At 60.6% G+C, this 23778-nt stretch carries 20 protein-coding genes and 1 pseudogene; 10 read left to right on the top strand and 11 right to left on the bottom strand.

Annotation, left to right across the window (positions count from 1 at the left end; all coding sequences use genetic code 11):
• A pseudogene (locus AC3A5O_RS28555) lies at positions 1 to 211 on the top strand (hypothetical protein); the annotation flags it as partial.
• A gap of 32 nt (positions 212 to 243) precedes the next feature.
• Here the strand turns inward: AC3A5O_RS28555 and htpX are convergent.
• Positions 244 to 1131, bottom strand: a complete 888-nt coding sequence (gene htpX, locus AC3A5O_RS28550) for a protease HtpX (protein WP_003183732.1) — start codon at positions 1129 to 1131, stop codon at positions 244 to 246.
• 302 nt (positions 1132 to 1433) lie between these two features.
• Positions 1434 to 2645 (bottom strand): pyridoxal phosphate-dependent aminotransferase, encoded by a 1212-nt coding sequence (locus AC3A5O_RS28545; protein ID WP_018603142.1) that lies wholly within the window; start codon positions 2643 to 2645, stop codon positions 1434 to 1436.
• Positions 2646 to 2865: 220 nt separating this feature from the next.
• Here AC3A5O_RS28545 and msrB point away from each other — a divergent pair, with 220 nt between their 5' ends.
• The 3 genes from msrB to AC3A5O_RS28530 all read left to right on the top strand — a co-directional run bounded on the left by msrB (position 2866) and on the right by AC3A5O_RS28530 (position 4389).
• Positions 2866 to 3261: a peptide-methionine (R)-S-oxide reductase MsrB gene (gene msrB, locus AC3A5O_RS28540; RefSeq protein WP_122567842.1), complete on the top strand. Its 396-nt coding sequence runs from the start codon at positions 2866 to 2868 to the stop codon at positions 3259 to 3261.
• A gap of 184 nt (positions 3262 to 3445) precedes the next feature.
• Entirely contained in the window at positions 3446 to 3931 is a 486-nt protein-coding gene (locus AC3A5O_RS28535) for a glutathione peroxidase (RefSeq protein ID WP_003199416.1), read from the top strand.
• Positions 3928 to 4389 (top strand): MarR family winged helix-turn-helix transcriptional regulator, encoded by a 462-nt coding sequence (locus tag AC3A5O_RS28530; protein WP_122567843.1) that lies wholly within the window; start codon positions 3928 to 3930, stop codon positions 4387 to 4389. Before AC3A5O_RS28535 ends, AC3A5O_RS28530 begins: the two co-directional genes overlap by 4 nt.
• Here AC3A5O_RS28530 and AC3A5O_RS28525 read toward each other — a convergent pair.
• Positions 4373 to 6694: a hybrid sensor histidine kinase/response regulator gene (locus AC3A5O_RS28525; RefSeq protein WP_122567844.1), complete on the bottom strand. Its 2322-nt coding sequence runs from the start codon at positions 6692 to 6694 to the stop codon at positions 4373 to 4375. The genes AC3A5O_RS28530 and AC3A5O_RS28525 overlap by 17 nt on opposite strands.
• A 163-nt stretch (positions 6695 to 6857) precedes the next feature.
• On the opposite strand from AC3A5O_RS28525, the gene AC3A5O_RS28520 reads away from it, so the two are divergent.
• Together AC3A5O_RS28520 and AC3A5O_RS28515 are read left to right on the top strand one after the other, a co-directional pair.
• Positions 6858 to 7748 (top strand): ATP-binding protein, encoded by an 891-nt coding sequence (locus tag AC3A5O_RS28520; RefSeq protein WP_122567845.1) that lies wholly within the window; start codon positions 6858 to 6860, stop codon positions 7746 to 7748.
• Positions 7745 to 8227 (top strand): GAF domain-containing protein, encoded by a 483-nt coding sequence (locus AC3A5O_RS28515; RefSeq protein WP_354339694.1) that lies wholly within the window; start codon positions 7745 to 7747, stop codon positions 8225 to 8227. The genes AC3A5O_RS28520 and AC3A5O_RS28515 overlap by 4 nt, the downstream gene beginning before the upstream one ends.
• On the opposite strand, the gene AC3A5O_RS28510 is transcribed toward AC3A5O_RS28515, so the two are convergent.
• From AC3A5O_RS28510 to AC3A5O_RS28480, 7 genes are all read right to left on the bottom strand, one after another.
• Entirely contained in the window at positions 8228 to 11176 is a 2949-nt protein-coding gene (locus AC3A5O_RS28510; RefSeq protein WP_487754009.1) for an HD domain-containing phosphohydrolase, read from the bottom strand.
• 115 nt (positions 11177 to 11291) lie between these two features.
• Entirely contained in the window at positions 11292 to 14912 is a 3621-nt protein-coding gene (locus AC3A5O_RS28505) for a transporter substrate-binding domain-containing protein (RefSeq protein WP_487754008.1), read from the bottom strand.
• Between the two features lie 9 nt (positions 14913 to 14921).
• Positions 14922 to 15548, bottom strand: a complete 627-nt coding sequence (locus tag AC3A5O_RS28500; protein ID WP_014337291.1) for a response regulator transcription factor — start codon at positions 15546 to 15548, stop codon at positions 14922 to 14924.
• A 390-nt stretch (positions 15549 to 15938) separates the two neighbouring features.
• Positions 15939 to 17267 (bottom strand): deoxyguanosinetriphosphate triphosphohydrolase, encoded by a 1329-nt coding sequence (locus tag AC3A5O_RS28495; RefSeq protein ID WP_053183171.1) that lies wholly within the window; start codon positions 17265 to 17267, stop codon positions 15939 to 15941.
• A 190-nt stretch (positions 17268 to 17457) separates the two neighbouring features.
• Positions 17458 to 17793, bottom strand: coding sequence for a hypothetical protein (locus AC3A5O_RS28490; RefSeq protein WP_122567849.1), 336 nt, complete (start codon positions 17791 to 17793; stop codon positions 17458 to 17460).
• Complete coding sequence (locus tag AC3A5O_RS28485; RefSeq protein WP_060738527.1) at positions 17790 to 18179, bottom strand: phage holin family protein; 390 nt, start codon at positions 18177 to 18179, stop codon at positions 17790 to 17792. Before AC3A5O_RS28485 ends, AC3A5O_RS28490 begins: the two co-directional genes overlap by 4 nt.
• Before the next feature lie 2 nt (positions 18180 to 18181).
• Positions 18182 to 18496, bottom strand: a complete 315-nt coding sequence (locus AC3A5O_RS28480; protein WP_122567850.1) for an ElaB/YgaM/YqjD family protein — start codon at positions 18494 to 18496, stop codon at positions 18182 to 18184.
• Between the two features lie 338 nt (positions 18497 to 18834).
• Between AC3A5O_RS28480 and AC3A5O_RS28475 the strand changes: the two genes are divergently transcribed.
• Positions 18835 to 20043: an ammonium transporter gene (locus tag AC3A5O_RS28475; protein WP_122567851.1), complete on the top strand. Its 1209-nt coding sequence runs from the start codon at positions 18835 to 18837 to the stop codon at positions 20041 to 20043.
• 8 nt (positions 20044 to 20051) lie between these two features.
• Here the strand turns inward: AC3A5O_RS28475 and AC3A5O_RS28470 are convergent, their stop codons facing one another.
• Positions 20052 to 21764, bottom strand: coding sequence for a cation:proton antiporter (locus AC3A5O_RS28470; protein ID WP_487754007.1), 1713 nt, complete (start codon positions 21762 to 21764; stop codon positions 20052 to 20054).
• A 189-nt stretch (positions 21765 to 21953) separates the two neighbouring features.
• Between AC3A5O_RS28470 and AC3A5O_RS28465 the strand changes: the two genes are divergently transcribed.
• The 3 genes from AC3A5O_RS28465 to AC3A5O_RS28455 all read left to right on the top strand — a co-directional run bounded on the left by AC3A5O_RS28465 (position 21954) and on the right by AC3A5O_RS28455 (position 23564).
• Entirely contained in the window at positions 21954 to 22190 is a 237-nt protein-coding gene (locus tag AC3A5O_RS28465; RefSeq protein WP_122567853.1) for a glutaredoxin family protein, read from the top strand.
• A 91-nt stretch (positions 22191 to 22281) separates the two neighbouring features.
• The gene (locus AC3A5O_RS28460; protein ID WP_003199451.1) at positions 22282 to 22602 is read left to right on the top strand and encodes a hypothetical protein; all 321 of its coding nucleotides are present in this window, start codon (positions 22282 to 22284) and stop codon (positions 22600 to 22602) included.
• A 71-nt stretch (positions 22603 to 22673) separates the two neighbouring features.
• Complete coding sequence (locus tag AC3A5O_RS28455) at positions 22674 to 23564, top strand: pseudouridine synthase (RefSeq protein ID WP_305470326.1); 891 nt, start codon at positions 22674 to 22676, stop codon at positions 23562 to 23564.
• Positions 23565 to 23778: the final 214 nt, after the last annotated feature.

Below are 23778 nucleotides of genomic sequence, written 5' to 3'. Positions count from 1 at the left end.
ATGCCTTCGTTCAGGCATGCCGAGCCTAGGCGAGGCACCGAGTGGTGGGGCAGAAGCGTTTTGGTTACTTTTGCGCTCTTCAAAAGTGACCCGCTGTAAAAGCGGAACCCTAAGTGGCCGTTACCGCAGCAACGGATATACACACCACTCTAAAAAACAGAGAACAAAAAAACGGCGCTTCTCATTTCTGAAGAAGCGCCGTTTTTTCTAAGTGAACAGCATTACGCTTGACGCTCGAACCTGTCAGCCCCGACGACGCAGTGCGTCAATACGCTCCTCCAGCGGCGGGTGGCTCATGAACATGCGTGCCAGGCCCTGCTTGATGCCACCGTTGATACCAAAGGCGTTCAGAGTATCGGGCATGTGCACTGGCAAGCCTTGCTCTGCGCGCAGACGTTGCAGGGCACCGATCATGGCGCTGGTGCCGGCCAAGCGTGCACCGGCGTCGTCGGCGCGGAACTCGCGTTTGCGCGAGAACCACATGACGATGGCGCTGGCGAGGATGCCCAGTACCAGCTCGGCGAAGATCGTCGCCACGTAGTAGGCAATGCCCTGGCCTTCTTCGTTCTTGAAAATCACCTTGTCGACGAAATTACCGATGATCCGGGCGAAGAACATCACGAAGGTGTTCACCACGCCTTGGATCAGCGCCAGGGTCACCATGTCGCCGTTGGCAACGTGGCCGATCTCGTGGGCCAGCACGGCCTTGACTTCATCGGGCGAGAACCGCTCGAGCAAACCCTGGCTGACGGCGACCAGGGCGTCGTTCTTGTTCCAGCCCGTGGCGAAGGCGTTGGCCTCGTAGGCCGGGAAGATACCCACTTCCGGCATCTTGATACCGGCTTCGCGGGACAACTGCTCGACGGTCTGCAGCAGCCATTGTTCGTGACGCGTGCGCGGCTGGCTGATGATCTGGGTGCCGGTGCTCATCTTCGCCATCCACTTGGAGATGAACAGCGAGAACAGGGAACCGGCGAAACCGAACACCGCACAGAAGATCAGCAGCTGATTGAGGTTGAGGTCAACCCCATTGGCCGCCATGAACCCGTTGAAGCCAAAGAGGCTCAGGGTGATGCTGGCAATCAGCACGACCGCCAGGTTAGTGGCCAAGAACAGCAGGATGCGCATCATGGTTGTGAAAATCTCCTCATGCTAAAGATGTAGCGTTATGCGGGGTATATAAGGTGCTGCTGCAGGCTATTCAACTCGCCGACTATTTCAAACTGTGTCCTACAGGCGTCCTAAATGTTTGAAAGACATTTCTGAAAGTGACCAGGGAAAAGAAATGCGCTGCCTGCCCCCCGTGAACGTTGAGCCCAGATGCACGTTAACCGTCCAATCCCCAGTGTAGAAGGCCCGACGGACTCGGCAGAACGGATATGTTGCTGAATCAAACAGCGTGCGAGGTGAGGACGCCTCGCACGCTGCCTGGCTTATTGACGGTAGGACTTGAGGAAGTTGCCGATCCGGCCAATGGCCTGGTCGAGGTCATCGACCCGCGGCAGGGTCACGACGCGGAAGTGGTCCGGCCATGGCCAGTTGAACGCCGTACCCTGGACCACCAGCAGCTTCTCGGACAGCAGCAGGTCAAGGACGAACTTTTCATCGTTGTGGATCGGGCAGACCTTCGGGTCGATCCGTGGGAAGGCATACAGGGCGCCCATCGGCTTGACACAACTGACGCCGGGAATGTCGTTGAGCAGTTCCCAGGTACGATTGCGCTGTTCCAGCAGCCGGCCCTGGGGCAGGACCAGGTCGTTGATGCTCTGGTAGCCGCCCAGCGCCGTCTGGATCGCATGCTGGCTCGGCACGTTGGCGCACAGGCGCATGTTGGCCAGCATGTCGATGCCTTCGATGTAACTCTGGGCATGGTGCTTGGGCCCGGAGATGGCGATCCAGCCGGAGCGGAAACCGGCGACCCGATAGGACTTGGACAGGCCGTTGAAGGTCAGGCACAGCAGGTCCGGTGCCAGGGAGGCGGTGCACACGTGCACGGCGTCGTCGTAGAGGATCTTGTCGTAGATCTCGTCGGAGAACACCACCAGGTTGTGCTGGCGGGCCAGTTCCAGCATGCCCAGCAGCACTTCCCGGGAGTACACGGCGCCGGTCGGGTTGTTCGGGTTGATGATCACCAATGCCTTGGTGTTGGGCGTGATCTTGGCCTTGATGTCCGCCAGGTCGGGAAACCAGTTGGCCTGTTCGTCGCACAGGTAATGCACCGGGTTGCCGCCGGACAGGCTCACGGCAGCGGTCCACAGCGGATAGTCCGGTGCTGGCACCAGGACTTCGTCGCCGTTGTTGAGCAGGGCCTGCATGGACATCACGATCAACTCGGACACGCCGTTGCCCAGGTAGATGTCCTCGATGCCGATTCCTTCGACCTGCTTCTGCTGGTAATACTGCATCACGGCCTTGCGCGCACTGAACAGGCCCTTGGAGTCGCTGTAGCCCTGGGCGGTCGGCAGGTTGCGAATGACGTCCTGGAGGATTTCATCGGGCGCTTCGAAACCAAAGGGGGCCGGGTTGCCGATGTTCAGCTTGAGGATGCGATGGCCTTCCTCTTCCAGGCGTTTGGCGTGCTTGAGCACCGGGCCGCGAATGTCGTAGCAGACGTTGGCGAGCTTGTTCGATTTGCTGACCTGCATGGCGATGTGTTCCCGAAAATGAACGATCCAGGCGGCGTATGAGCTACCGTACTGGGAATCCTGCGTCTGTGCCCAGGCCTGACGCGGTGTAGGCGCCACAATCCGTTTGAATGCGCATGGCGTGACTGCCAGACTGGCGTCTGACGAGGCGCAATCATACGTGCCGCCCGATCTGCGGAAAAGCGTCGGATCGGGCTTTTTCAGTTGCCGAGGTAGGACGATGGAAAAGTTGCAGAAAACCCTTGAAGAATGGCGCGCCATGCTCGACCCGGAGCAGTACAACGTCTGTCGGTTGAAGGGCACCGAGCGGCCATTCTCCGGCAAATACAACGCCACCAAGACCGACGGTGTGTACCACTGCGTCTGCTGCAACGAGCCGCTGTTCGATTCGCAGACCAAATTCGATTCGGGCTGTGGCTGGCCGAGTTTCTACGCGCCGATAGAGGGCAGTGCGGTGGTGGAGGTGCGGGACGTCAGCCACGGCATGATTCGCACCGAAGTGGTTTGCGCCAAATGCGACGCCCACCTGGGCCACGTCTTCCCCGACGGCCCGCCGCCCACGGATTTGCGGTACTGCATCAACTCGGTGTGCCTGGATCTGGTCCCCCGCGAGTAATACGGTGGGAGCAAAGCTTGCTCGCGAAACAGGGCACCTCGATCCCTGAAAGATCGCATTGCCTTCATCGCGGGCAAGCCTTGCTCCCACAGCTTGTGACGTGGGAATTTCTGATAATTAAATTGCATGCAATTTAATTGCTCGCTATCTTCGGCTTCCTCTTCTTCCCATCTGGAGCCTTGCCATGAGCGACAACCTGCTGAGCATCCCGTGCACCACCATCAAGGGTGAGCAAAAGACCCTCGCCGATTTCGCCGGCAAGGCTGTGCTGGTGGTCAACACCGCCAGCCAGTGCGGGTTCACTCCGCAATACAAAGGGCTTGAGGCGTTGTGGCAGACCTACAAGGACCAAGGCCTGGTGGTGCTGGGCTTTCCCTGCAATCAGTTCGGCAAGCAGGAGCCGGGAAATGAAGGGGCGATCACCGAGTTCTGCGAACTGAACTTCGGTGTGAGTTTTCCGCTGTTCAAGAAAATCGAAGTCAACGGCGCCAACGCCCATCCGCTGTTCGTCCAGCTTAAACAGCGAGCCCCCGGCGTGCTGGGGTCCAAAGGCATCAAGTGGAATTTCACCAAGTTCCTGATCGGCAAGGACGGTCAGGTGGTCAAGCGTTTTGCCCCGACCACCAAACCCCAGGACCTGACCGGTGAGATCGAAGCGCTGCTCAAATGAATGACCTGTCCGTCGATTCGCTGAAGCTCGACAGCCAGTTGTGCTTCAAGCTGTACGCCGCTTCCCGTGCGGTGATCCGTGGCTACAAGCCGATGCTCGATCAGCTCGGCCTGACGTATCCGCAATACCTGGCGATGCTGGTGTTGTGGGAATGGCAAGACACGGCTCCGCCGCAGCCGACGGTCAAGGCCCTGGGCGAGCGTTTGCTGCTGGATTCCGGCACGCTGACGCCGCTGCTCAAGCGCCTGGAGCAGTTGGACCTGGTCCAGCGCCAGCGTTCGGCCCGGGACGAGCGGGAGGTACATTTGAGCCTGTCGGCTGCGGGACGGGCTTTGCGCGAACAGGTTGGCCCGCTCAAGGCCCGCCTGTTATGCGACAGCGGCGTCGATCTGGACCGCCTGGGCGCATTGCGGGACGGTCTCGATCATCTGCTGGGCCAGATCAAAGCGCTGACGTAGTGGGTATCCACTGGTCCAGCACGGCCGCCAACTCTTCCCGGCGGAACGGTTTGGACAGGTAATCGTTCATGCCAGAGGCCCGGCAGCGCTCACGTTCCTCGGGCATCGCGTTGGCCGTCAGCGCAACGATCGGCAGATCCGACCAGCGCCCGCTGCGGCGAATCTGCCGGCTGGCTTCGTAGCCGTCCATCACCGGCATGTTGCAGTCCATCAACACCAGGTCGAACACCTGCTGTTCCAGTTGATCCAGGGCTTCGACGCCGTGGGCCGCGACGGTGACTTCGCAGCCCAGTTTCACCAGCATGCCCTTGGCCACCAGTTGGTTGACCGGATTGTCCTCCACCAGCAGCACTCGTCCGCGCCTGGACGGCGCCAGGGTTTCGATCTGTGCATCGTTGATGGTGGTTGCCTCGCTTTGCATGGCGCGCCGCAGGATCTGGTACAGCGCATGGCGTGCCAGCGGTCGAGCCTGTTGTATCAGCGGGGCGAGGGCGGCGGCTTCCTCGCCGGGCATGAAGCTGCCATAGGCGGTCACCAGCAGGATCGGCGCATCAAAGGTCGGCCGCAGGTTGAACAGGCATTCCGGGCAATCGGTAATCAGCACGTCAGGTTTGAGCCCCAGCAGTCCGTCATCGATGGAGCGTTGCACATAATCCAAACCCCATCCCGGCAACAGCATGCTCAGCAACTCGGCCAGGCCGCTGCTGCTGGCGGTGATGGCGACGACGTTGCCGCGCAACGGTTCGAGCGGCGTTGCCGGGAGGTGACAAGGCAGGGGCAGGTCAGCGCAGAACTGACTGCCGAAGCCGGCTTCGGAACTGATCGTCAACCGGCCCTGCATGGCTTCGCAGAGGTTGTAGGTCAATGCCAAGCCCAGCCCGGTGCCACCAAACTGACGGGTAATCCCGGCGCCGGCCTGAGTGAACGGTTGCAGGATTCTCGCCTGGGCTTCCTGAGGAATGCCGATACCGGTGTCGCAGACTTCGATTCGCACGCCGCCTTCGTAATGGCTCAACTTCACGTCGACCCGCCCGAAGCGTGTGAACTTCAAGGCGTTGGACAGCAGGTTGCTGACGATCTGGCGCACCCGGGTCGGGTCGCCGAGCACCTGCGCCGGGAACCGGGGATCGATCAGGCAGGCCAGCTCGACACTGGGAGCCGCGTTCTGGGAAAGCAGGTTGGCGGTATCCTCCACCAGGGCGCCGAGGTCGAACGGGATGCGTTCGAGCTCCAGTTGACCGGCGTCGAATTTCGACAGGTCGAGGATGTCGTTGAGCAGTTCGACCAATACCTTGCCCGAGTCATGGGCAATCGAGAGCTGCTGCTGTTGCTCGGCCGTCAGGGGACCGTCCAAGGACAGGGCGATCATGCCCAGCAGGCCATTGAGCGGCGTGCGGATCTCGTGACTCATGTTGGCGAGGAACACGGAGCGGGCTTCGGCCATGTCCAGGGCCGTGCGTCGGGCCACCTCCAGCTCTTCGTTGGACTGGCTGAGGCGGGTGTTGATGGCCTTGAGTTCGGCGGTGCGTGCCGAGACGATGTTTTCCAGTTGCGCAAGGTACTCGGTGAGGCGATTTTCGGCCGTGCGTCGCTGTTGGATTTCCGTGGAGATATTTTCGAACTGCTGGTTGGCGACGGACACCAGCACGCCGATTTCATCGGACTGGTGGCCGGCCGGGCATTCCAGACGGTTCTGTTCACTGCTGCTCGGGTCGCGGCTGCTCAGTTCGCGGATGACCCGCACCAGAGGCTTGGTCAGCATCACGTAGAACAGCGCCAGCAGCAGGCCGGTCAGGATCAGGCTGCGGGCGAAGCCGTTGAGTAAGGTGACCTCGGCACGGCGCAGGAAACGACTGCCGAATGCATAGGTGTCGACGTCCAGTCGCAGTATGCCCAGGGATTCGGCGGGCAAGTGGTCCAGGTAGAGCCGGTCCTCGAACTGGCGCTGGGCACCGAACAGGAAGTCGCTGATGAATCGGTAGCTGCTTTGCAGCTCGGGCCGCTTGACGCTGGCCAGCACGGTATTGTTGTTATCGATCAGCTCGGCGCCGATGATGGCCGGTGAGCGCAACAGACCCATGGACAGTTCTTGGGCGAGTTCGGCGTCGATGTTGTAGGCGATGCGCGAGGCCGGGTTGTGGCTGATTTCCAGCAGCGACAGGATTTCACGGTTGATCGACGCGTCTTCGCTGGCATAATCGATGCCGATCTGCATCAGGCTGAGCAAGGTGCCCAACACGAAGCCCACCAGGACGGTCAGGCGGGCCTGCTTATAGGAAAGCCGTTGGGTGAATCTGATGTCCATTGAGTGATGAACCACTTACGTTTCCCTTCGCCGGTCAAGCATAGCTGATCATCTCTGAATACCGGCGCAACCGGTTGGTTTTGTGTGAAGTAGACCCGCCATTGGATACGGCGTTTCGTTGCTGGAGCGCCATCATTACTGTGAACCTGTCCGAGGAAAAGACGTGGACTCGCGATTGAATGCTTTTCTTGAGCGCGCCGATGCCGTGCTGGCCCGGATCGAGCCTTTGCTGCCGGCGCCCCGGCCCTCCATCGATTGGACCCAGACCCTGGCCGCCCGCTGGCAGCGTGACGGGCGCAGCGGCTACCTGCTGCCGCTGCAGGTCAGCCTCGACATGCGCCTGTCGGACCTGATCGGCGTGGACCGCCAGGTCGAACAACTGGGCCGCAACACCCGCCAGTTCATCGATGGCATGCCGGCCAACCATGCCTTGCTCTGGGGCTCGCGTGGCACCGGCAAGTCGTCCCTGGTGCGCGCCCTGTTGGCCGAACATGCCCAGCATGGCCTGCGGTTGATCGAGATCGAACGCGATCACTTGGCTGATCTGCCCCGGGTGGTCGAGCAGGTAGCGAAACTGCCACAGCGCTTCGTGTTGTTCTGCGATGACTTGTCGTTCGAGTCCGGCGAAGGCGATTACCGCGTGCTCAAGAGTGTGTTGGATGGCTCCCTGGAGCAGGCGCCGGATAACGTGCTGCTGTATGCCACCTCCAACCGTCGTCACCTGGTGCCGGAAAAAGAGAGCGACAACGAGAATTGGAAACGGGTCGACGGCGAACTTCACCCCAGCGAAGCGGTTGAGGACAAGATCGCCTTGTCTGATCGCTTTGGCTTGTGGCTGTCGTTTTATCCGTTTACCCAGGAGCATTTCCTCAACGTCGTGGAGCACTGGATCGGCGAACTGGCGGCCAAGGCCGGGCTGGCCTGGCAGCGCGACGAAGCGTTGGATGTGCTGGCGGTACGCTGGGCAACCGGTCGCGGCAACCGCAACGGACGTTGCGCTTATCAATTTGCCCGTTATTGGGTAGGCCTGAAATTGTTGGAGCACAAGGCATGATCGATTTGAAGGGCACCGGTGCTGGCCTCGATGGCTACGCGTTGTTATCGGCACAGTTGGAATCCTTGCTGGCCGATGAGCGTGACTTCATCGCCAACGCCGCGCAGTTCTCGGCTTTCCTGTCCAGTCAGTTGGACGATCTGAATTGGGCCGGTTTCTACCTCAATCGCAACGAAGAGCTGGTCCTGGGACCGTTCCAAGGTCAGATCGCCTGTGTGCGGATTCCCTTTGGCCGTGGTGTGTGCGGCACGGCGGCAGCGACCCGGCAGACCCAGCGCGTTGAAGATGTCCATGCCTTCGCCGGGCACATCGCCTGCGACAGCGCGTCGAACAGCGAACTGGTGGTGCCGCTGGTCAAGGACGGGCGCCTGATCGGAGTGCTCGACCTGGACAGTCCGAAACTGGCGCGTTTCAGCGAGCATGATCAGGCCGGTATTGAGGCGTTGGCTGCGATATTCCTGCGCCTGACGGATTGCTGATCATGCCTTCAGCCCTGCCTTGAGCAGCAGGTTGTCGGGGTCGACCTCATCGATCTGGTGCGGGTCGAGGAACTGCTCGGCGTAGCTCAGGTAGATCTTTTCTTCGATGAACAGCCCGAACAGCTCGGGATCGATATGGGCGTCACGGCACATGGTGGCCATGATGCCCAATGCCTCACTCAGCTTCTTCGCTTTCTTGTAGGGTCGGTCGGCCGCCGTCAGTGCTTCGAAAATGTCGGCGATGGCCATCATGCGTGCCGGCAGGCTCATCTCTTCGCGCTTGAGGCGCTTGGGATAACCGCTGCCGTCCATCTTCTCGTGATGCCCGCCGGCGATCTCCGCCACGTTGTTCAGGTGGCTGGGGAAGGGCAGCTGGCTGAGCATCAGGATCGTCTGCACCATGTGGTGATTGATGACGTAGCGCTCTTCGCGGGTCAGCGTGCCTCGCGTGATGCTCAGGTTGTAGAGCTCGCCGCGGTTGTATTTCCAGACCGGCACATCGAGCTGGAAGCCCCACGGATTGTCCGCCGGGATCAGTTCGGCCGCGTTGCGCTCGATCAGGTGCTCGGGCTTGTCCGCCAACAGCGGCTCGGTGACCGGCAGTGTCGGTTTGGACGTGCGGGCCTGGCGCTGGTTCTCTTCCCAGGAAACCCCCAGGCGATCATCGAGGGTCCGGGTCCACGGGCGTTGAGCGATATGTTGCAGGCGTTGCAGATCGACCTCGGCCATGGCTTCGGAGCCCAGGTTGCAGCGAGCGACGAAAGCGAAGTCGTCATCCAGTGCGGTCAATGTCGCGTCCCGCTGTTGTGCCAGGGAGGACGACTCGCCGCCGCTTGCCACAGCCTGCCAGTACTCGACCCAGGCGTCGCGCTTGAGCACTTCGAAGCGGGTGCGTATCTCGTGGATCCGGTCGTTCAGGGTTTCCAGTTTGGTGGCTTTGTCGACGACGTATTCGGGGGTGGTGACCTTGCCGCAATCGTGCAGCCAGGCGGCGATGTGCAGGGCTTCCCATTCATCCTCCGTGGGTTGATAGGCGCTGAATGCCGGTGCCTGGCTGGCGGCGGCGGCCTGGGCGAGCGTCAGGGTCAGGACCGGCACCCGCTGGCAATGGCCGCCGGTGTAGGGACTCTTGGCATCGATCGCGCCGGCCAGCAGTTGGATGAAGGCGTCCAGCAGTTGCTTTTGCTTGGCCTGCAGGCGCTGGCCCTCGATGCTCACGGTGGCGGCGCCGGACACGGCTTGCAGGAAGGCGATGCGATCGGGCTGGAGTTTTTCCAGGTCGGCTTCGGTGCCGCTGTCGGTGATCAGCAACACCAAGACGCCGACGGTTTCCTGGTGGCGATTGCGCAGGCGGATGCCGATCAGGTGGACCCGAGGCGAGTCCAGTGCCCGCAGGATGCCTTGCAGGTCGGCCGCCTGCTCGAAGCCCAGGGAGGTCACAAGATTGTCCGAGACGGCCAGTTGCTGGAGCCATTGCGGGCTGTCGCTAGCCTGTAGCTCATGACTGCGCAGCTTGAAGGCGTCGAGGTCCCTGGGGGTGCCATCGATCACCAGCCCATAGGGCTTGAGCCGATTTTCGTCGTTCTCACGCAGGTAGATCAGGCCGGCTTGGGCCTGGCCGATTTTCACGGTTTCGAACAACACCCGCTCCAGCAACGGGGCGAAGCGGGTTTCGGCGCGCAGGCTGGCGGTGATTTCAAAGAAACTTGCCAGGGTCTCTTTCATGCGCCCCATCGAGACGCTCAACTGATCGACTTCCAGCACCGGGGAGCGGCGGGACACCGGATAGTTGAAGTCAAAGCTGCGAATGGCGTCAGCTTCCTGCACCAGCTCGCGCAAGGGCTTAACCAGGATCCTGGATGTCAGCCAGCCCAGGGGCAGGCACAGCAGCAGGGTGGCGAGGGTGATGAGTGCGCCTTGCCAACGCATGCGATAAGCGTTGTCCAGCAGCTCGTCTTCAGGCACCAGTAACGCCAGTTCCAGGCCTTGGGGGCCGCCTTCCTGCATGTGGCTGCGCGAGACGATCCACTGGCGTCCGGCCGCTTCCAAGCGGGTCGTGTCAGCGTTGTCGTCGAGGACGGCGGCGACGGCCGGGCTGAGGTCGCGGGCCTTGATCAGTCGCGCTGACCGGGCGTCGGTGAGCAGCCGGTCGCTGTCGGGATAACCCACGGCATTGCCCTTGGGATCGAGCAATACGATCTCGGTGCCAGTGGTCACCTTGTGCTTGGCCAGGGTCTGGGACAGGGCCGCCAGGGTCAGGTCGGCGCCGATGACTGCCTGCTCGCCGCTACGCCGGGCCAGGGTGGTGCCGACGTTATGGGTCGAGAAAAAAACGTAGGGCTCGGTAGTGATCTGCTCGGTGCTGCCGGCGGCGCTGCGAAACCAGTCGCGGCTGCGCGGATCGTAGGTTTCGTCGGCCATGTCCCGGCGCTCGATGAGCGTCAGGGTCTCGTCGTAGAACAGCGACTCGGAATGAACCGGGCCTTGCTCGGTGTCTCGCTCCACGGTCCAGACCTGATAGGCCGCCCCGGTGGGTGCCAGCAGGGCGGTTTTCAGGGCGGGGGTGCGCAGTGGCCGGACCATCAGGAAATTACCGCGCTGATCGCCCAGGTACAACGATGCCAGGTTCGGGTTGTCCCGCAATGCCTGGCTGAAAGGCACGAGCAGGGCCAGGCGTTGCGCCATCTGCGGCGTGCGTGTCGCCGGGTAGTCGGCCAGCAGGCTCAACAGGTGGCGGATGGGTTCGTAGGTGTCATACAAATCCAGGCGCACATCCTGTTCAATGCGGTTGAACAGTTTTTCACTGCTGGACAGGATGATTTGCGTGGTTTGTCGGTAATTGAAAATACCCAGCACCACGCCGGTCAACAACAAAAGCAGGGTAAACATCACGCTGATATGGACGTGCAGGGGGAACCGGCGTTTGTCCGGACGCGGTGCGCTGGGCATTGCAGTCACTCCAAGTGTCAGGGGCGTTCTCGATGGGTATCCCCGCGTGCAAGGGAAACCGATCGAGAACCCCCCAGGTACGCACTGCTGAGCGAATAGCATAGTAAATGCTGGATTATTTTGCCTTGGCGATCTCCGTTTGCAGAGCCTGCTCCAGTTCGCTCATGGCGCGGTCGAGGGCGTCGATGCAGTCGCTGATTCGTTCAGGTGCCTGTGCCTGATGACACGCCTGCTCCAATGCCTCGCACCGCTGGATCAGCGTGGTCGCCTGGACGATGCGGGCGACGCCTTTTATCTTGTGCGCCGTTTCGGTCAGCGCTTGCCGGTTTGCGTCCTGGGCGACGTCGAGCAACTCCTGGCGGTCCGAGCGACTGCTGCTGAGTAGTTCCGCCAGCAGGCGCCGGTTGGACGTAGGGTCGCCGCCGGTCAACGCCTGGAGGCTGTGCACGCTGAAAGCCGCCGGGCGACCGCTGGGTTTGACCGTCTTGATCCATTGGCTCAGGGCACTCAGGCTGATCGGTTTGAACAGGCAGTCATCCATTCCAGCGTCCTGGCAGCGTTGTTTTTCCTCCGGCTGGGCATTGGCGGTGAACCCCAGGAGGGTGCAGGGCGGCCGCCGCTGTTCGGACTCCTCGCGACGAATCGACCGGGCCAGTTCGTAACCGCTCATGATGGGCATGTTGCAATCGGCGATGACAAGATCGAAATGGCCTTTTTGCCAGACCTCGAGCCCGTGGGCACCATCATGGGCGACCTGGTAGTGATGGCCGAGGTATTCCAATTGCTGGGACATCAGCAGGCGATTGGCGGGGTGATCGTCCACGATCAGGACGTTCAAGGCGGCCTGGGCCGTTTCGATGACCGGTTCAAGTGGAACGCTAAGCGGCGCCGTTGACAGGACGGTGAGTTGCAGGCGGACCAGGACTTGGGTACCGAAGCCGGGTTGGCTGCTCATGTGCAGGCTACCGCCCATCATCCGGCATAGGTTACGACTGATCACCAGCCCCAGTCCCGCGCCTTTGCGGGCCATCCGGCTGGTGTTATCGACCTGGGCAAAAGGTTCGAACAAGCGTTGCAGGTCGGCCGGGCCGATGCCGATGCCGCTGTCGTTGACCTCCAGATGCATGTGCAGCACATCGTTCCGTTCGGTTGGCGACAGCCTTACCTTGACCACGACCTGGCCCTGCTCGGTGAATTTGAGGGCATTGCTGATCAGGTTCGACAGCACCTGCTTGAATCGCAAGGGGTCTATCAACACGTCAGGATTGCCCTCGGCGGTGTCGAACTGTAGCGACAACGCCAGGTTTTTCTGCCGGGCCACTCCCTCGAAGACCCGTATGACCGATTGCAGCAGGGCCCTGAGGTTGACGCGTTCGGGGGCCAGGCTCAAATGGCCGGATTCGATACGGGCGATGTCCAGGATGTCGCCTATCAGTTCGAGCATGCCGGAAGCCGACTCGTACGCGACTGCAATGGTCGAACGGTCCACGTGGCCTTTGTCGGCGTGTTTCAGGGCCAGCTCGAGCATGCCGATCACCGCGTTCATCGGGGTGCGGATTTCATGGCTCATGGTGGCCAGGAACGTGCTTTTGGCGCGGTTCGCGTCATCGGCCCGTTGCTTGGATGCGCGCAGTTCCTCGAACAGCTGCCGGCGTTCACTGATGTCGATCCAGCCGCCGATGATGCCTTGCACTTGCGCGGCTGAGTTTCGGTAGGGAAGGATCCAGTGATAGATCGTCAGTTTACGGTCGCCGATGTGCAGGGGACGGTCGACGATCAGGGCAGTGCCTTCGGCCATGACGCGCTGGTAGTCCGCCTGGTATTCCTGCGCTTCGAAGGCGTTGCTCATGGAGCCTGGCATCGAGTCCTTGCCGATGATGTCTTCGCGCCTGGCGTTGAACGCTTCCAGGTAACTGTCGTTGCAGCTTTGCAGGATGCCGTTGCGATCCCTCACGTAAATAGGGTGGGGGGTGCCATTAAGCAGCGAATGCATGAATTCGAGTTGATCGTTGAGGGCCAGTTCTGCCCGTTGACGCTGCCTGATCTGGCGCTGCATGTAGGCGTTCCACGCCAGGGAAAGCAGCAGCAATAGGCCGACGCCCGCGACGACCTGGAAGAACAGGCGGTTATAGGTGCGCCAGGTGTGTTCCGAGGGAGAGACGTAACCGCGCCAGCGGTTGTTGATGACGCCCAGCTCGTCGGGGTCGATGCTGGTCAGGGCCTTGTCGAGGATGGCGTTCAACTCGCTGGCGTTTTTGGCCGTGGCCAGCGCGAACAGCGCCTGTTGGGTGCCCACCGTGCTGCTGATCTGCAACCTGTCCCGCCACGCATGGGAGGAAATGAAGTAGTTGGCCATCACCTGCGAGTGCACGCTGCCGTCGACCTGGCCATGGGCGAGCATGTCTACGGCGCGTAAGGGGCCGTCCGTTTCGATGATCTGGATGCTCGGGTACTGGCTGCGCAGCCATTCAATGACCGGATTACCCTTGGCGATCGCCACGCTGGCGTGGCCGAATTGATCCAGTGTGGTGGGCGTGTCGGACGGCTTGCGGGTCAATAGAACGAACGAGCTGTCGACGTAGGGACGGCTGAATTTCAACTGGCGTTGCCGTTCACTGCTGGGCAACAGTGCGGCGATCATGTCGGCTTGATCGTTCAGGACTGCGGCAATCATTTCACTGTCGTTCTGATGGCGCTGGATGTCCAGGCGCAGGCCGGTGCGCAACCGGATCAGTTCCAGCAGGTCGGCGCTGATGCCGCGAAAATCACCGTCCGAATCGAAGAAGGTGAAGGGGGCGGAGGTTTCGTTTACCGCCACCCGGACTACCGGATGCCGGGCCAGCCAGCGTTGCTCGCGGTCGGTCAGTTGTACCCGGTGGTCTGTGAGGTACAGGTCGCTGCCTGCGCTCCAGCGCTTGGAAATGGCGGCCTGTTCGGCGATGGGAACCTGGTTCAGCGTAGCGTTGATGATGTCCAGCAGACGGGTATCGCCACGGCGTACGGCGAAACCGAATCCATAGGATTCATGTTTGCCGAAGCTGGCCATACGGATATTGCTCAAGTAACCCTTGCTGATCATGTAGTGGGTGGACAGGGTATCGCCGAGAAATACATCGGCCTGGCCAAAGGCGACAGCGTTGATGGCGTTCTGGTAGGACGGATAGGTGGTGATGATTGCCTTGGGGTAGAGTTTTTCGATTTCCCGCAAGGGCAGGTAGTGATAGACCATACTCAGCCGCAACCCCTTGAGGTCTTCATTCAAGGATCGGCTTTCATTCGTTCGGGTGACGAGCACGGGTTGGTCCACTGCGTATGGCGTCGAGAGCTCAATCTCGGGGTCGCGGGCCTCGAAACCGTTGGCGGTGCCCAGCATATCGATTTTCCCATCCTTGAGCGCCGCCATGGCTGCCTCACGGGAAGCGAAACGCAGGACACTCATGGGCAGGCCGGTGGCCTTGGCGAGGATGTTGGCATAGTCGGCGGTCAGGCCCTCGTAGTCGCGTCCGCTGGCGGAGAGATCGAAGGGCGGGTAATCCGGTGCGGAAGTTCCCAGGACCAGTTCCTGCCGGCTTTTTAGCCAGGCGCGGTGGACATCATCGAGCTTGATCTCGGCCTGAGCCATGGACGAACGCCCTAGCAGCGTGTACTGCGCGGGCGCATCCGGTGTCGCCGCGAGCACTCCTGTATATAACGCTGCGCTGATCAGCAGGAGGCATTCGGTTATGCGTCTGAGCATCCTGTTTTCTCACACCAGCGCGTTGCGCTTCGCCATTTCAATCAGCTCGACCAGGGACTTGACCTTGAGTTTCTGCATCAGGCGCTTTTTATAAGTGCTGACGGTTTTATTGCTGAGAAACATCCCCTTGGCTATTTCCTTGTTGGTCCGGCCTTGGGCAAAAAGTTGCAGTACCATCAGTTCCCGATCATTGACGCTTTTGAACAGGTCCAGCTCTATGCTGCGCGGGTCATCCGGGCGTACCGGGTTCAGCGCCTGGCTGGGAAAGTAGTTATAGCCGGACAATACCGCTTTGATCGCGCTGACAAGTTCGCTGAGGTCTTCCTGTTTGCACACGTAACCAGAGGCGCCGGATTGCATGCATCGGATACCAAAGAGCGTCGGCGATTGTGCCGTGAGCACCAGTGTCTTGAGCGGCGTGGTCATGGCGTTGAAGCGCGACAGAATTTCCAGCCCGTCAAGTTTGGGGATGCTGATGTCCAGGATAACCAGGTCTGGCATGCATTCGCGCACCATTTGCATCGCGTCGACGCCGTTGTCAGTTTCTCCTACGACCTTATAGCCCTCATGTTCCAGGAGCATGCGAACGGCGAGGCGGATGACCGGATGATCGTCGACAATGAAAACGGAGTTCATGAATAAATTACCCTGCGAACTTAAATAAAGCGCGCACCTTAGCCCACTTACAGCCGGGGCCGTACGAAGAGACGGGCATGCAACTTCAATTTCAGAAGTTTCCTACAAAAAAAGAGGCAAGATATTACGGTGTAATCGGTTTTTTAGTAGGTGGATGACAATAAGAGGGGAGATGTTGGCAGTGTGTGGAAGGATATTTCTTTGATTGTGTTGTTTGTGCAAACAAAGGACGCGCTTTAATCAAGGTTTGCGTAAGCCATACATTTATTCAAACTCCATGTGGGATGGTGCTACAAAATCCACATGCACCGCCAATCCCCTGTGGGAGCGAGCTTGCTCGCGATGGCGGTGGACGTGTGTGCATCGATGTAGGATGTGCCAAGGTATATTTTATTGGCGCGTGCGGCCGGTCATCTCCTGGGCCATTTCGCTGGCATAGCTGTCAGTCATGCCGGCGATGAAGTCGATCATTCGCAGGAATGCGCCATGCAAAGGGCCGTTGGGATCTGGCGCATTGTTCCCCAGCAGGTCGAGGATGCGCCGATTCTTGAACGAAGGCGTGCGGCCACCGTGCTGTTCGAGGGCGGCGCCGCAAAAGCCGTTGAGCAGGATTTCCAACGTGGTGTAGGCGCCGATCTCATGCAGGGTCTTGCGCTTGTCCTGGAAGATTTTCCGGCGCGCCATGTCCTTGGCATTCAACACGCAGCGTTTTGCCGGGCCGTGCATATGCTCCACCAGGTCCCCTGGCAGAGTGCCGGCAAGCAACGCTTCCTGCTGCTCGACAAACGCCCGGGCGGCGGCGTTGGTCAGGTGTTCGATGGCCTTGCCCCGCAGGATCGCCAGTTTGCGCCGTCGCGAGTCCAGTGGCCCCAGTTGCCGGTAGGTGTCCGGAAGATCGTCGCCCACCAGGTCCAGGAGCAGCGATTCCACCTGTGGGTATTCCAGCAGATCCATCTCCACGCCGTCTTCCAGGTCGATCAGCGCATAGCAGATGTCATCGGCGGCCTCCATCAGGTAAACCAGCGGATGCCGTGCCCAGCGTTGATCCTCGATCTGTGGCAAACCCAGTTTATGGGCGATCTGTTCCAACAGTGGCAGTTCGCTCTGGTAGCAACCGAACTTATGCTTCTTGTAGCCCAGGGAATCGGCGTGGCGGGCAGTCCAGGGGTATTTCAGGTACGTGCCGAGGGTGGCATAGGTCAGCCGGGTTCCGCCGTCGAACTGGTGGTATTCAAGTTGGGTGAGGACGCGGAAGCCTTGGGCGTTGCCTTCGAAATTGAGGAAGTCGTTGCGCTCGGCTTCGCTCATCGCATCAAGCCAACCACGCCCGGCGGCCTGCTGGAACCAATAACGAATGGCGTCCTCGCCGGAATGACCGAACGGCGGGTTGCCAATGTCGTGTGCCAGGCAAGCCGATTGCACCACCATGCCCAGGTCGCTTGGCTCGCACCAGTCGGGCAGGGCATTGCGGATGGTTTCTCCCACGCGCATGCCCAGGGAGCGCCCGACGCAACTGACTTCCAGGGAATGGGTCAGGCGCGTGTGGATGTGGTCGTTGCTGGAAACCGGATGCACTTGCGTCTTGCGCCCGAGGCGGCGGAAGGCACCGGAAAAGATGATGCGGTCGTGGTCTTTGTGGAAGGGACTACGGCCCAGTTCTTGCGGGCTATGCAGCGGTTTTCCGAGACGTTCGCGAGTCAGCAGGGTATGCCAATCCAAGGCCGGTTGCTCCGTTCGATGATGTCGATGCCCTAGCTTCCCGGTTCGTGGGTCGCCCTGCAAGGCTTATGCGGGTAGGAGCTGCCGAAGGCTGCGATCTTTTCGTTCACTCAGGATTCAATTGGCTGGGACAAGATCGCAGCCTCGTTGCACTCGACAGCTCCTACACAGCGCTTGCTCCACGATCCCTTCAGGGTTTGCGCAGGTCCTTGGCCAGCTTGACCAGCGGCAGCAATGTCGTTGCCAGGCGGATCAGGCCAGTTAAACCACCGCCACCGCCATGGCGGGTCCGTTTTCCGGTTAGGAAACCGAGCAGGGACACCGCCGCTACGCCCCACAGTGGCGCATGCTTGATGCCGAAACCTTCGTGCCAGCTTTGCGTCAAGCCGCGCACCCGTTGCAAGGGCTGCAGCAATTGGCGCGTCTCCTGGCGGATTTCCTGGCGGTGCATTTCCATGCGCAGGCGCACCAGTGCCTTGCGCATTTCCTGTCGTGTCCGGGCTTGAGGGATATCAGGCAGGCTCATGGCAGCAGGCGCTCCCGGTCATTGGCCAGTTCTTCGAGGGTGGCGTTGAAAGGGGAGGACTCGTCGTAGATCGCTGCCTTGAGCCGCAGACCGCAGAACAGCGCCGCCAGCAGATAAAACAAGCACAGGCCGATAATGCCCGACAGACGATAGGTGTCCCAGACCAGGATCAGCACCAGCGCCGAAAGCCCGACCAGCAGCAGCAAGCCGAACACCAGTGCAAGACCGGCGAACAGCAGGAGGCTGACGGTGCGGGCCTTCTGTTCCTGCAACTCCATGCCGAACAATTCGACGTGGCTGTGTAGCAAGCCAAGAAACGCCGCGCCCAGGCGGCGTGCTGTAGGTTGTGTGCCCGCTTCGGACGAGCCGGATTCGTCGATACCCATGATCAGCGCCGTGTCGCCAGCAGACCGATCAGAAAACCAACGCCCGCGGCAATGCCTACCGATTGCCAAGGGTTGGCCTGTACATATTCCTCAGTGGCGACTACCGCAGCCTGGCCACGTTCGCGCATGGAGTCTTCAGTCAGCTTGAGCGTCTCGCGGGCGCGCAGGAGGGTTTCGTGGATCTGGCTGCGCAGCGCATCGGCTTGATCGCCTGCCAGCGTCGCGGTGTGATCGAGCAAGCGCTCCGTGTCGCTGACCAGCGTCTGGAAATCTTCCATCAGGATGTCTTGAGCAGTCTTTGCCTGGGTTCTGGCCATGGGTGAATCTCCGTAAGTGACGTCTGAAGCGTTCGAGTATGAGCCTTGCTGGAAGGTTCAGTGAAAGTGACTGGTACAACTTTTGCTCAGGCATCTGCCATGTACTGGTGCGTCAGCCTGCGCCAGTGCGCTGAAGCTGGGCGCAAGCCCGCAAAACCTTAACCCAAATAATCAAAACCCGCGAAGCAGCTCCAAGCGGGGCTTCGTTTTGCCCGTTGTGGCGCACCAAAGCGGTTCGTTGGCCTGCGTTCGGCCGACGAATCGTTTCAACTTGGTGCGCTTGTGGGGTGGATGAGCCGGTTTGGTGCTTTTTTCAACTTTTTCAGGTCTGCCAACCCATGGAAAATATGCAAAGTGCCGTGGACAGTCTGGTCCACAGCTCCAACACGCTGTTCATCCTGCTCGGCGCCGTCATGGTCCTGGCCATGCATGCCGGCTTCGCCTTTCTTGAGGTGGGAACGGTCCGGCAAAAAAACCAGGTCAATGCGCTGTCGAAGATCCTCAGCGATTTCGCGGTCTCGACCCTGGCCTATTTCTTTGTAGGCTACTGGATTTCCTACGGTGTGACCTTCCTGCAGCCAGCGGCGGTGCTCAGCACCGATCATGGCTACAGCCTGGTGAAGTTCTTCTTCCTGTTGACCTTTGCCGCCGCGATCCCGGCCATCATTTCCGGCGGTATTGCCGAGCGTGCGCGGTTCGCCCCGCAGTTGTGCGCCACAGTGCTGATCGTGGCGTTTGTCTATCCGTTCTTCGAAGGCTTGGTCTGGAACGGCAATTTCGGCCTGCAGGCCTGGCTGCAAGCCCGGTTCGGCGCCAGTTTCCATGACTTCGCCGGCTCTGTGGTGGTGCATGCCATGGGCGGTTGGCTGGCGTTGGCCGCGGTGCTTTTGCTCGGCCCCCGCAATGGCCGCTACCGGGACGGTCGCCTGGTGGCGTTCGCGCCTTCGAGCATTCCATTCCTGGCCTTGGGCTCGTGGATCCTGATTGTCGGCTGGTTCGGGTTCAACGTGATGAGTGCCCAGACCCTGCCTGGGGTGAGCGGGCTGGTGGCGGTCAATTCGTTGATGGCCATGGTAGGCGGTACCGTGGCGGCCTTGATTGTCGGGCGCAATGACCCAGGCTTCCTGCACAACGGCCCGCTGGCCGGGCTGGTGGCGGTCTGTGCCGGTTCCGACCTGATGCACCCGGTGGGTGCGCTGGCCACGGGTGCCATTGCCGGTGCTTTGTTTGTCTGGTGCTTCACGGCGGCTCAGGGCAAGTGGAAGATCGACGATGTGCTCGGCGTCTGGCCGCTGCACGGGCTGTGCGGCGTCTGGGGTGGCATTGCCTGTGGCATCTTTGGCCAGGGTGCCCTCGGCGGCCTGGGTGGGGTTAGCCTGATCAGCCAGTTGATTGGCACTGCACTGGGTGTTGTCGTCGCCCTGGCTGGCGGGTTTGCGGTCTATGGCGCGATCAAGGCCGTGCTGGGACTGCGCTTGAGCCAGGAAGAAGAGTATTACGGTGCCGACCTGTCGATTCACAAGATCGGCGCAGTCAGCCAGGACTGATCGGCGCACTAAGGTTCCTTGTCCTGGTTGCCCGGGTAAAAACCATGGAGCAGGCGATAACGGTCGTGACGAACCTGATCCACATGATGCCGGACTTGCTGCTCGGGCAGGCCGAGCATGATCAGGGCGTGGGACGCCAGCATCAGGCTCGATTCCAGCAGCTCCGGGACCACTTCGCTGGCCCCGGCTGCCTGTAACTCGGCCAATTGGCTGTCGTCACGGGTGCGCACCAGGATCGGCACCTGTTGGTTGACCCGTCGGGCCGCCTTGAGCACGGTGATGGCGATGTCGGTCTTGTCCACTGCGATCACCAACAGCCTGGCGCGGCTCAAGCCAACGGCGGTGAGCAGGTCACCCCGTCGCGAATCGCCGTAATGCACGCAGTTTTCCCCGACGGTGGCTTCCTGGATGATCACCGGGTCGTCATCCAGGGCGACGAACGCCTGGCCTTCGCGGCGCAGGAAGCGCCCTATGGACTGGCCGACGCGGCCGTAGCCGCAAATCACCACGTGATCCGACAAGCCGGCATTGAGTGCGCTGATCTGCTCCAGTTGCGCCTCTTCGTTGGGTTTGCGATGCAGGCGCGCGGCGATGCGTGGCGCCGCGCGCAGCAACAGCGGGGTCAGCAGCATCGAGCAGAATGTCGCGGCCAGCAGCAGGCCGCTGATGTCGGCAGGCATGAGACGGTTCTGCTGCATCAGCGCCATCAAGGCAAAACAGAATTCGCCGCCCTGGGCCAGGGCCAGGCCACTGCGCCAGGCGGTTTCCCCATCACTGCCGCGCCATTTCACCAGGGTGGCGACCACGCAACCCTTGATAAGCATCAAGCCGAGGGTCAATCCCAGGATCAGCAGGCCGTCATCGAGGAACAGCTGCAGATCGATCAGCATGCCGATGCTGACGAAAAACAGCCCCAGCAGGATGTCGCGGAATGGGCGTATGTCGGCTTCGATCTGATGGCGGTAGTGGCTTTCCCCCAGCAACATGCCTGCCAGGAAAGCCCCCAGGGCCGGCGACAAGCCGAGCAGGTGGGTCAGCCATGCCGTCAGCAATACGATCACCAGGGCCAGCAGCACGAACAGTTCTGCGGAGCGGGACGCCGCTACCTCATGGAACAGCCGGGGCAACAGCAGCCGGCTGGCCAGCAGCAGGCCCCCGAACAACACCAGGGTCTTGCCCAGGGTCAGCGGTAGCGCCCAGTACCACGGGTGCTCGCTGCTGCCGGCGAAGACCGGCACCAGGGTCAACAGCAGCACTGCGACGACGTCCTGGAACAACAACACACCGATGGCGTTCTGGCCGTGGCTGCTGAAGATCTCGCCCAGGCTGGTCAACTCCTTGCTGACAATGGCGGTGGAGGACAAGGCCAGCCCCGCACCGAGCAGCAACGCGGCGATCACCGGCGCGCCGCACACGGCCAGCAATCCCGCCAGCAGCGCTCCCGAGCACAACACTTGCAGGCTGCCGAGGCCGAACACGACCCGACGCAGCTCGAGCATTTTCGACAGGGAAAACTCCAGTCCCAACGAGAACAACAGGAACACCACCCCGAGCTCGGCCAGGTCTGGCAGTTCTTCGCTGTCGTTGACCCAGTCCAGCGCGGTCGGCCCCACCGCCAGCCCGACGCAGAGATAGCCCAGCACGGGGGGCAGGCGCAGCCGCCGGAACAGGGCGATGACCACCAGGGACGAAGCGAGGATGATCAGCAGGTTGGCAAACAAGGGGAACTCCGTTTCAAGGCTACAACGCACAGCGTAGAGGGGAAACCGTGACAAGCGTCGCTGGAAAAGCATTTATGTTCAGTGATTTGCATCAGCGTTTTACCGAAACACCCTGAAGCGAGCCAGTGACTCGACGGTTTTCCGAGGCGGGCCTAGAATGACCGTCTATCTTTTTTGGGTCTACCCGCCATGCTTCCTGAATGCCAGTTGTTCGGCACCCTGGGGTGTCATCTTTGCGAAGTCGCCGAAGCTGAACTGATGCCTTTCGTCGAACATGGATTGTTGGTGGAGCTGGTGGATATCGCCGAGGACGAGACCTTTTTCGAAGCCTATGAGTTACGTATCCCGGTCCTGCGCAGGATCGATACTGGTGCTGAGCTGGACTGGCCTTTCGGCGCCGAACAGATCGTGACCTTTCTCCGCTGAGTGGCTCGTCCGTCAGTTTCTGATACTGCGGTTGGCGAAAATAGCCTGCTTCGGTTACTGTATGTTCATACAGTTATCTGGAGTGCATCCCTTGGTCAATGTCGAACAACTGAAAAGCAGCGTAAACAGGATGTCCGCGGACGTTGTGCGTGAGGCGGTCCTGGAGCTGCGTCTGGATGGCTTGGTGACCGAAGGCAAGACACCGTTCAATAAACTGCATTTCAACACCTGTTTCGCCGAGATCGAAGCGTTGTTCCAGCGTGCCGGCTATCACAAGCAGTTGGATGTGGTGGGTTACCAGGGCTTGCTGTACGCGCTGTACGATCCAGGTCGCTGGGAGGCGGTGGAAGTGCTGCGCTGGTTGAAGGAGTTCACCGAAGCGGCTGCCAAATCGACGTCAGTCACGGCGTGAAGCAATCATCGCTGGGCTGACCGATGCGACTGTCGGATAATGCCGCCCTGTAAAACGCCCAAGAGTTTTCAATGTCCGGTTCATTGTTTTCCGCCGCTCATCATCAGGCCAGTACGCTGTATCTGCCGCCCGGTTCCTGGTCGACGGTGCTGGAGTGCTTGTGCGAGCATTTCAGCGCCATCAGTCGCGAGCAGTGGCTGGACCGGATCGCCCGGGGACGGGTATTGGACGGGGAGGGCAAGGCCATCCCTGTCGACTTGCCGTACCGTGAAGGCCTGCGCATCCACTACTTCCGTGAAGTGCCCGACGAGAAGCCGATTCCGGTGGTGGAGTCGATCCTGTACGCCGACGAGCATCTGGTGGTGGCAGACAAACCGCATTTCCTGCCTGTCACCCCGGCGGGCGAATACGTCGAACAAACCTTGCTGCGACGGCTGATCCGGCGGCTGGACAACCCGCATCTGGTGCCCTTGCACCGCATCGATCGGCATACGGCTGGGCTGGTGTTGTTTTCGGCCAACCCGAATACCCGCTCGGCGTATCAGTCGTTATTTCCGACGCGGCGGATCGAGAAACGCTACCAGGCCATTGCCCGCGCGTTGCCTGGGTTGACCTTTCCGCGAGTACATAAAAGCCGAATGATCGATGGCGAACCGTTCTTCCGAATGCAGGAAGGGCCGGGCGAGCCCAATACCGAAACGGCCATCGAAGTGCTGGAAAGGAATGGCGAGTTGTGGCGTTATGGTTTGTATCCGGTGACGGGTAAGAAGCATCAGTTGCGGGTTCACATGAATGCCCTTGGGGCGGGGATCTGCAACGATCCGTTTTATCCTGATGTGCTTCGGGATGTTGAGGATGATTACTCCAATCCGCTAAAGCTGCTGGCTCAGGGGTTGCGTTTTGTCGATCCGGTTACGGGGCAGGAGCGGGTGTTCGAGAGTGGTATTTCGTTGCAGTGGTAGTTTTTGTTTAGGGTAGGGTGTGTATATCCGTTATTTAGGTAACGGCGGCTTATGGTTCCGCTTTTACAGCGGGTCACTTTTGGAAGAGCGCCAAAAGTAACCAAAAACGCTTTGCCCCACCACTTGGTGCCTCGCTCAGGCTCGGCATGCCCTCACTCCGGCATTGCTCCGTGGGCCCGCCGCGAAGGGCCATCCATGGCCCAGCGCGGCTATC

Source organism: Pseudomonas sp. Soil_N_39, from assembly GCF_057655955.1.
Note: the sequence above shows the minus strand (reverse complement) of the source record. Positions and strands in the feature narration are given on the sequence as shown.

Bases quoted from the DNA above. Each gene is read 5' to 3' on its own strand.
- AC3A5O_RS28530 (WP_122567843.1), top strand. From the start codon at position 3,928: ATGAATGACCTGTCCGTCGATTCGCTGAAGCTCGACAGCCAGTTGTGC.
- AC3A5O_RS28475 (WP_122567851.1), top strand. From the start codon at position 18,835: ATGGAAAATATGCAAAGTGCCGTGGACAGTCTGGTCCACAGCTCCAAC.
- AC3A5O_RS28490 (WP_122567849.1), bottom strand. From the start codon at position 17,793: ATGAGCCTGCCTGATATCCCTCAAGCCCGGACACGACAGGAAATGCGC.
- AC3A5O_RS28465 (WP_122567853.1), top strand. From the start codon at position 21,954: ATGCTTCCTGAATGCCAGTTGTTCGGCACCCTGGGGTGTCATCTTTGC.
- AC3A5O_RS28510 (WP_487754009.1), bottom strand. From the start codon at position 11,176: ATGCCCAGCGCACCGCGTCCGGACAAACGCCGGTTCCCCCTGCACGTC.
- AC3A5O_RS28480 (WP_122567850.1), bottom strand. From the start codon at position 18,496: ATGGCCAGAACCCAGGCAAAGACTGCTCAAGACATCCTGATGGAAGAT.
- AC3A5O_RS28545 (WP_018603142.1), bottom strand. From the start codon at position 2,645: ATGCAGGTCAGCAAATCGAACAAGCTCGCCAACGTCTGCTACGACATT.
- AC3A5O_RS28455 (WP_305470326.1), top strand. From the start codon at position 22,674: ATGTCCGGTTCATTGTTTTCCGCCGCTCATCATCAGGCCAGTACGCTG.
- AC3A5O_RS28525 (WP_122567844.1), bottom strand. From the start codon at position 6,694: ATGGACATCAGATTCACCCAACGGCTTTCCTATAAGCAGGCCCGCCTG.
- htpX (WP_003183732.1), bottom strand. From the start codon at position 1,131: ATGATGCGCATCCTGCTGTTCTTGGCCACTAACCTGGCGGTCGTGCTG.
- AC3A5O_RS28500 (WP_014337291.1), bottom strand. From the start codon at position 15,548: ATGAACTCCGTTTTCATTGTCGACGATCATCCGGTCATCCGCCTCGCC.
- AC3A5O_RS28535 (WP_003199416.1), top strand. From the start codon at position 3,446: ATGAGCGACAACCTGCTGAGCATCCCGTGCACCACCATCAAGGGTGAG.
- AC3A5O_RS28505 (WP_487754008.1), bottom strand. From the start codon at position 14,912: ATGCTCAGACGCATAACCGAATGCCTCCTGCTGATCAGCGCAGCGTTA.
- AC3A5O_RS28485 (WP_060738527.1), bottom strand. From the start codon at position 18,179: ATGGGTATCGACGAATCCGGCTCGTCCGAAGCGGGCACACAACCTACA.
- AC3A5O_RS28515 (WP_354339694.1), top strand. From the start codon at position 7,745: ATGATCGATTTGAAGGGCACCGGTGCTGGCCTCGATGGCTACGCGTTG.
- msrB (WP_122567842.1), top strand. From the start codon at position 2,866: ATGGAAAAGTTGCAGAAAACCCTTGAAGAATGGCGCGCCATGCTCGAC.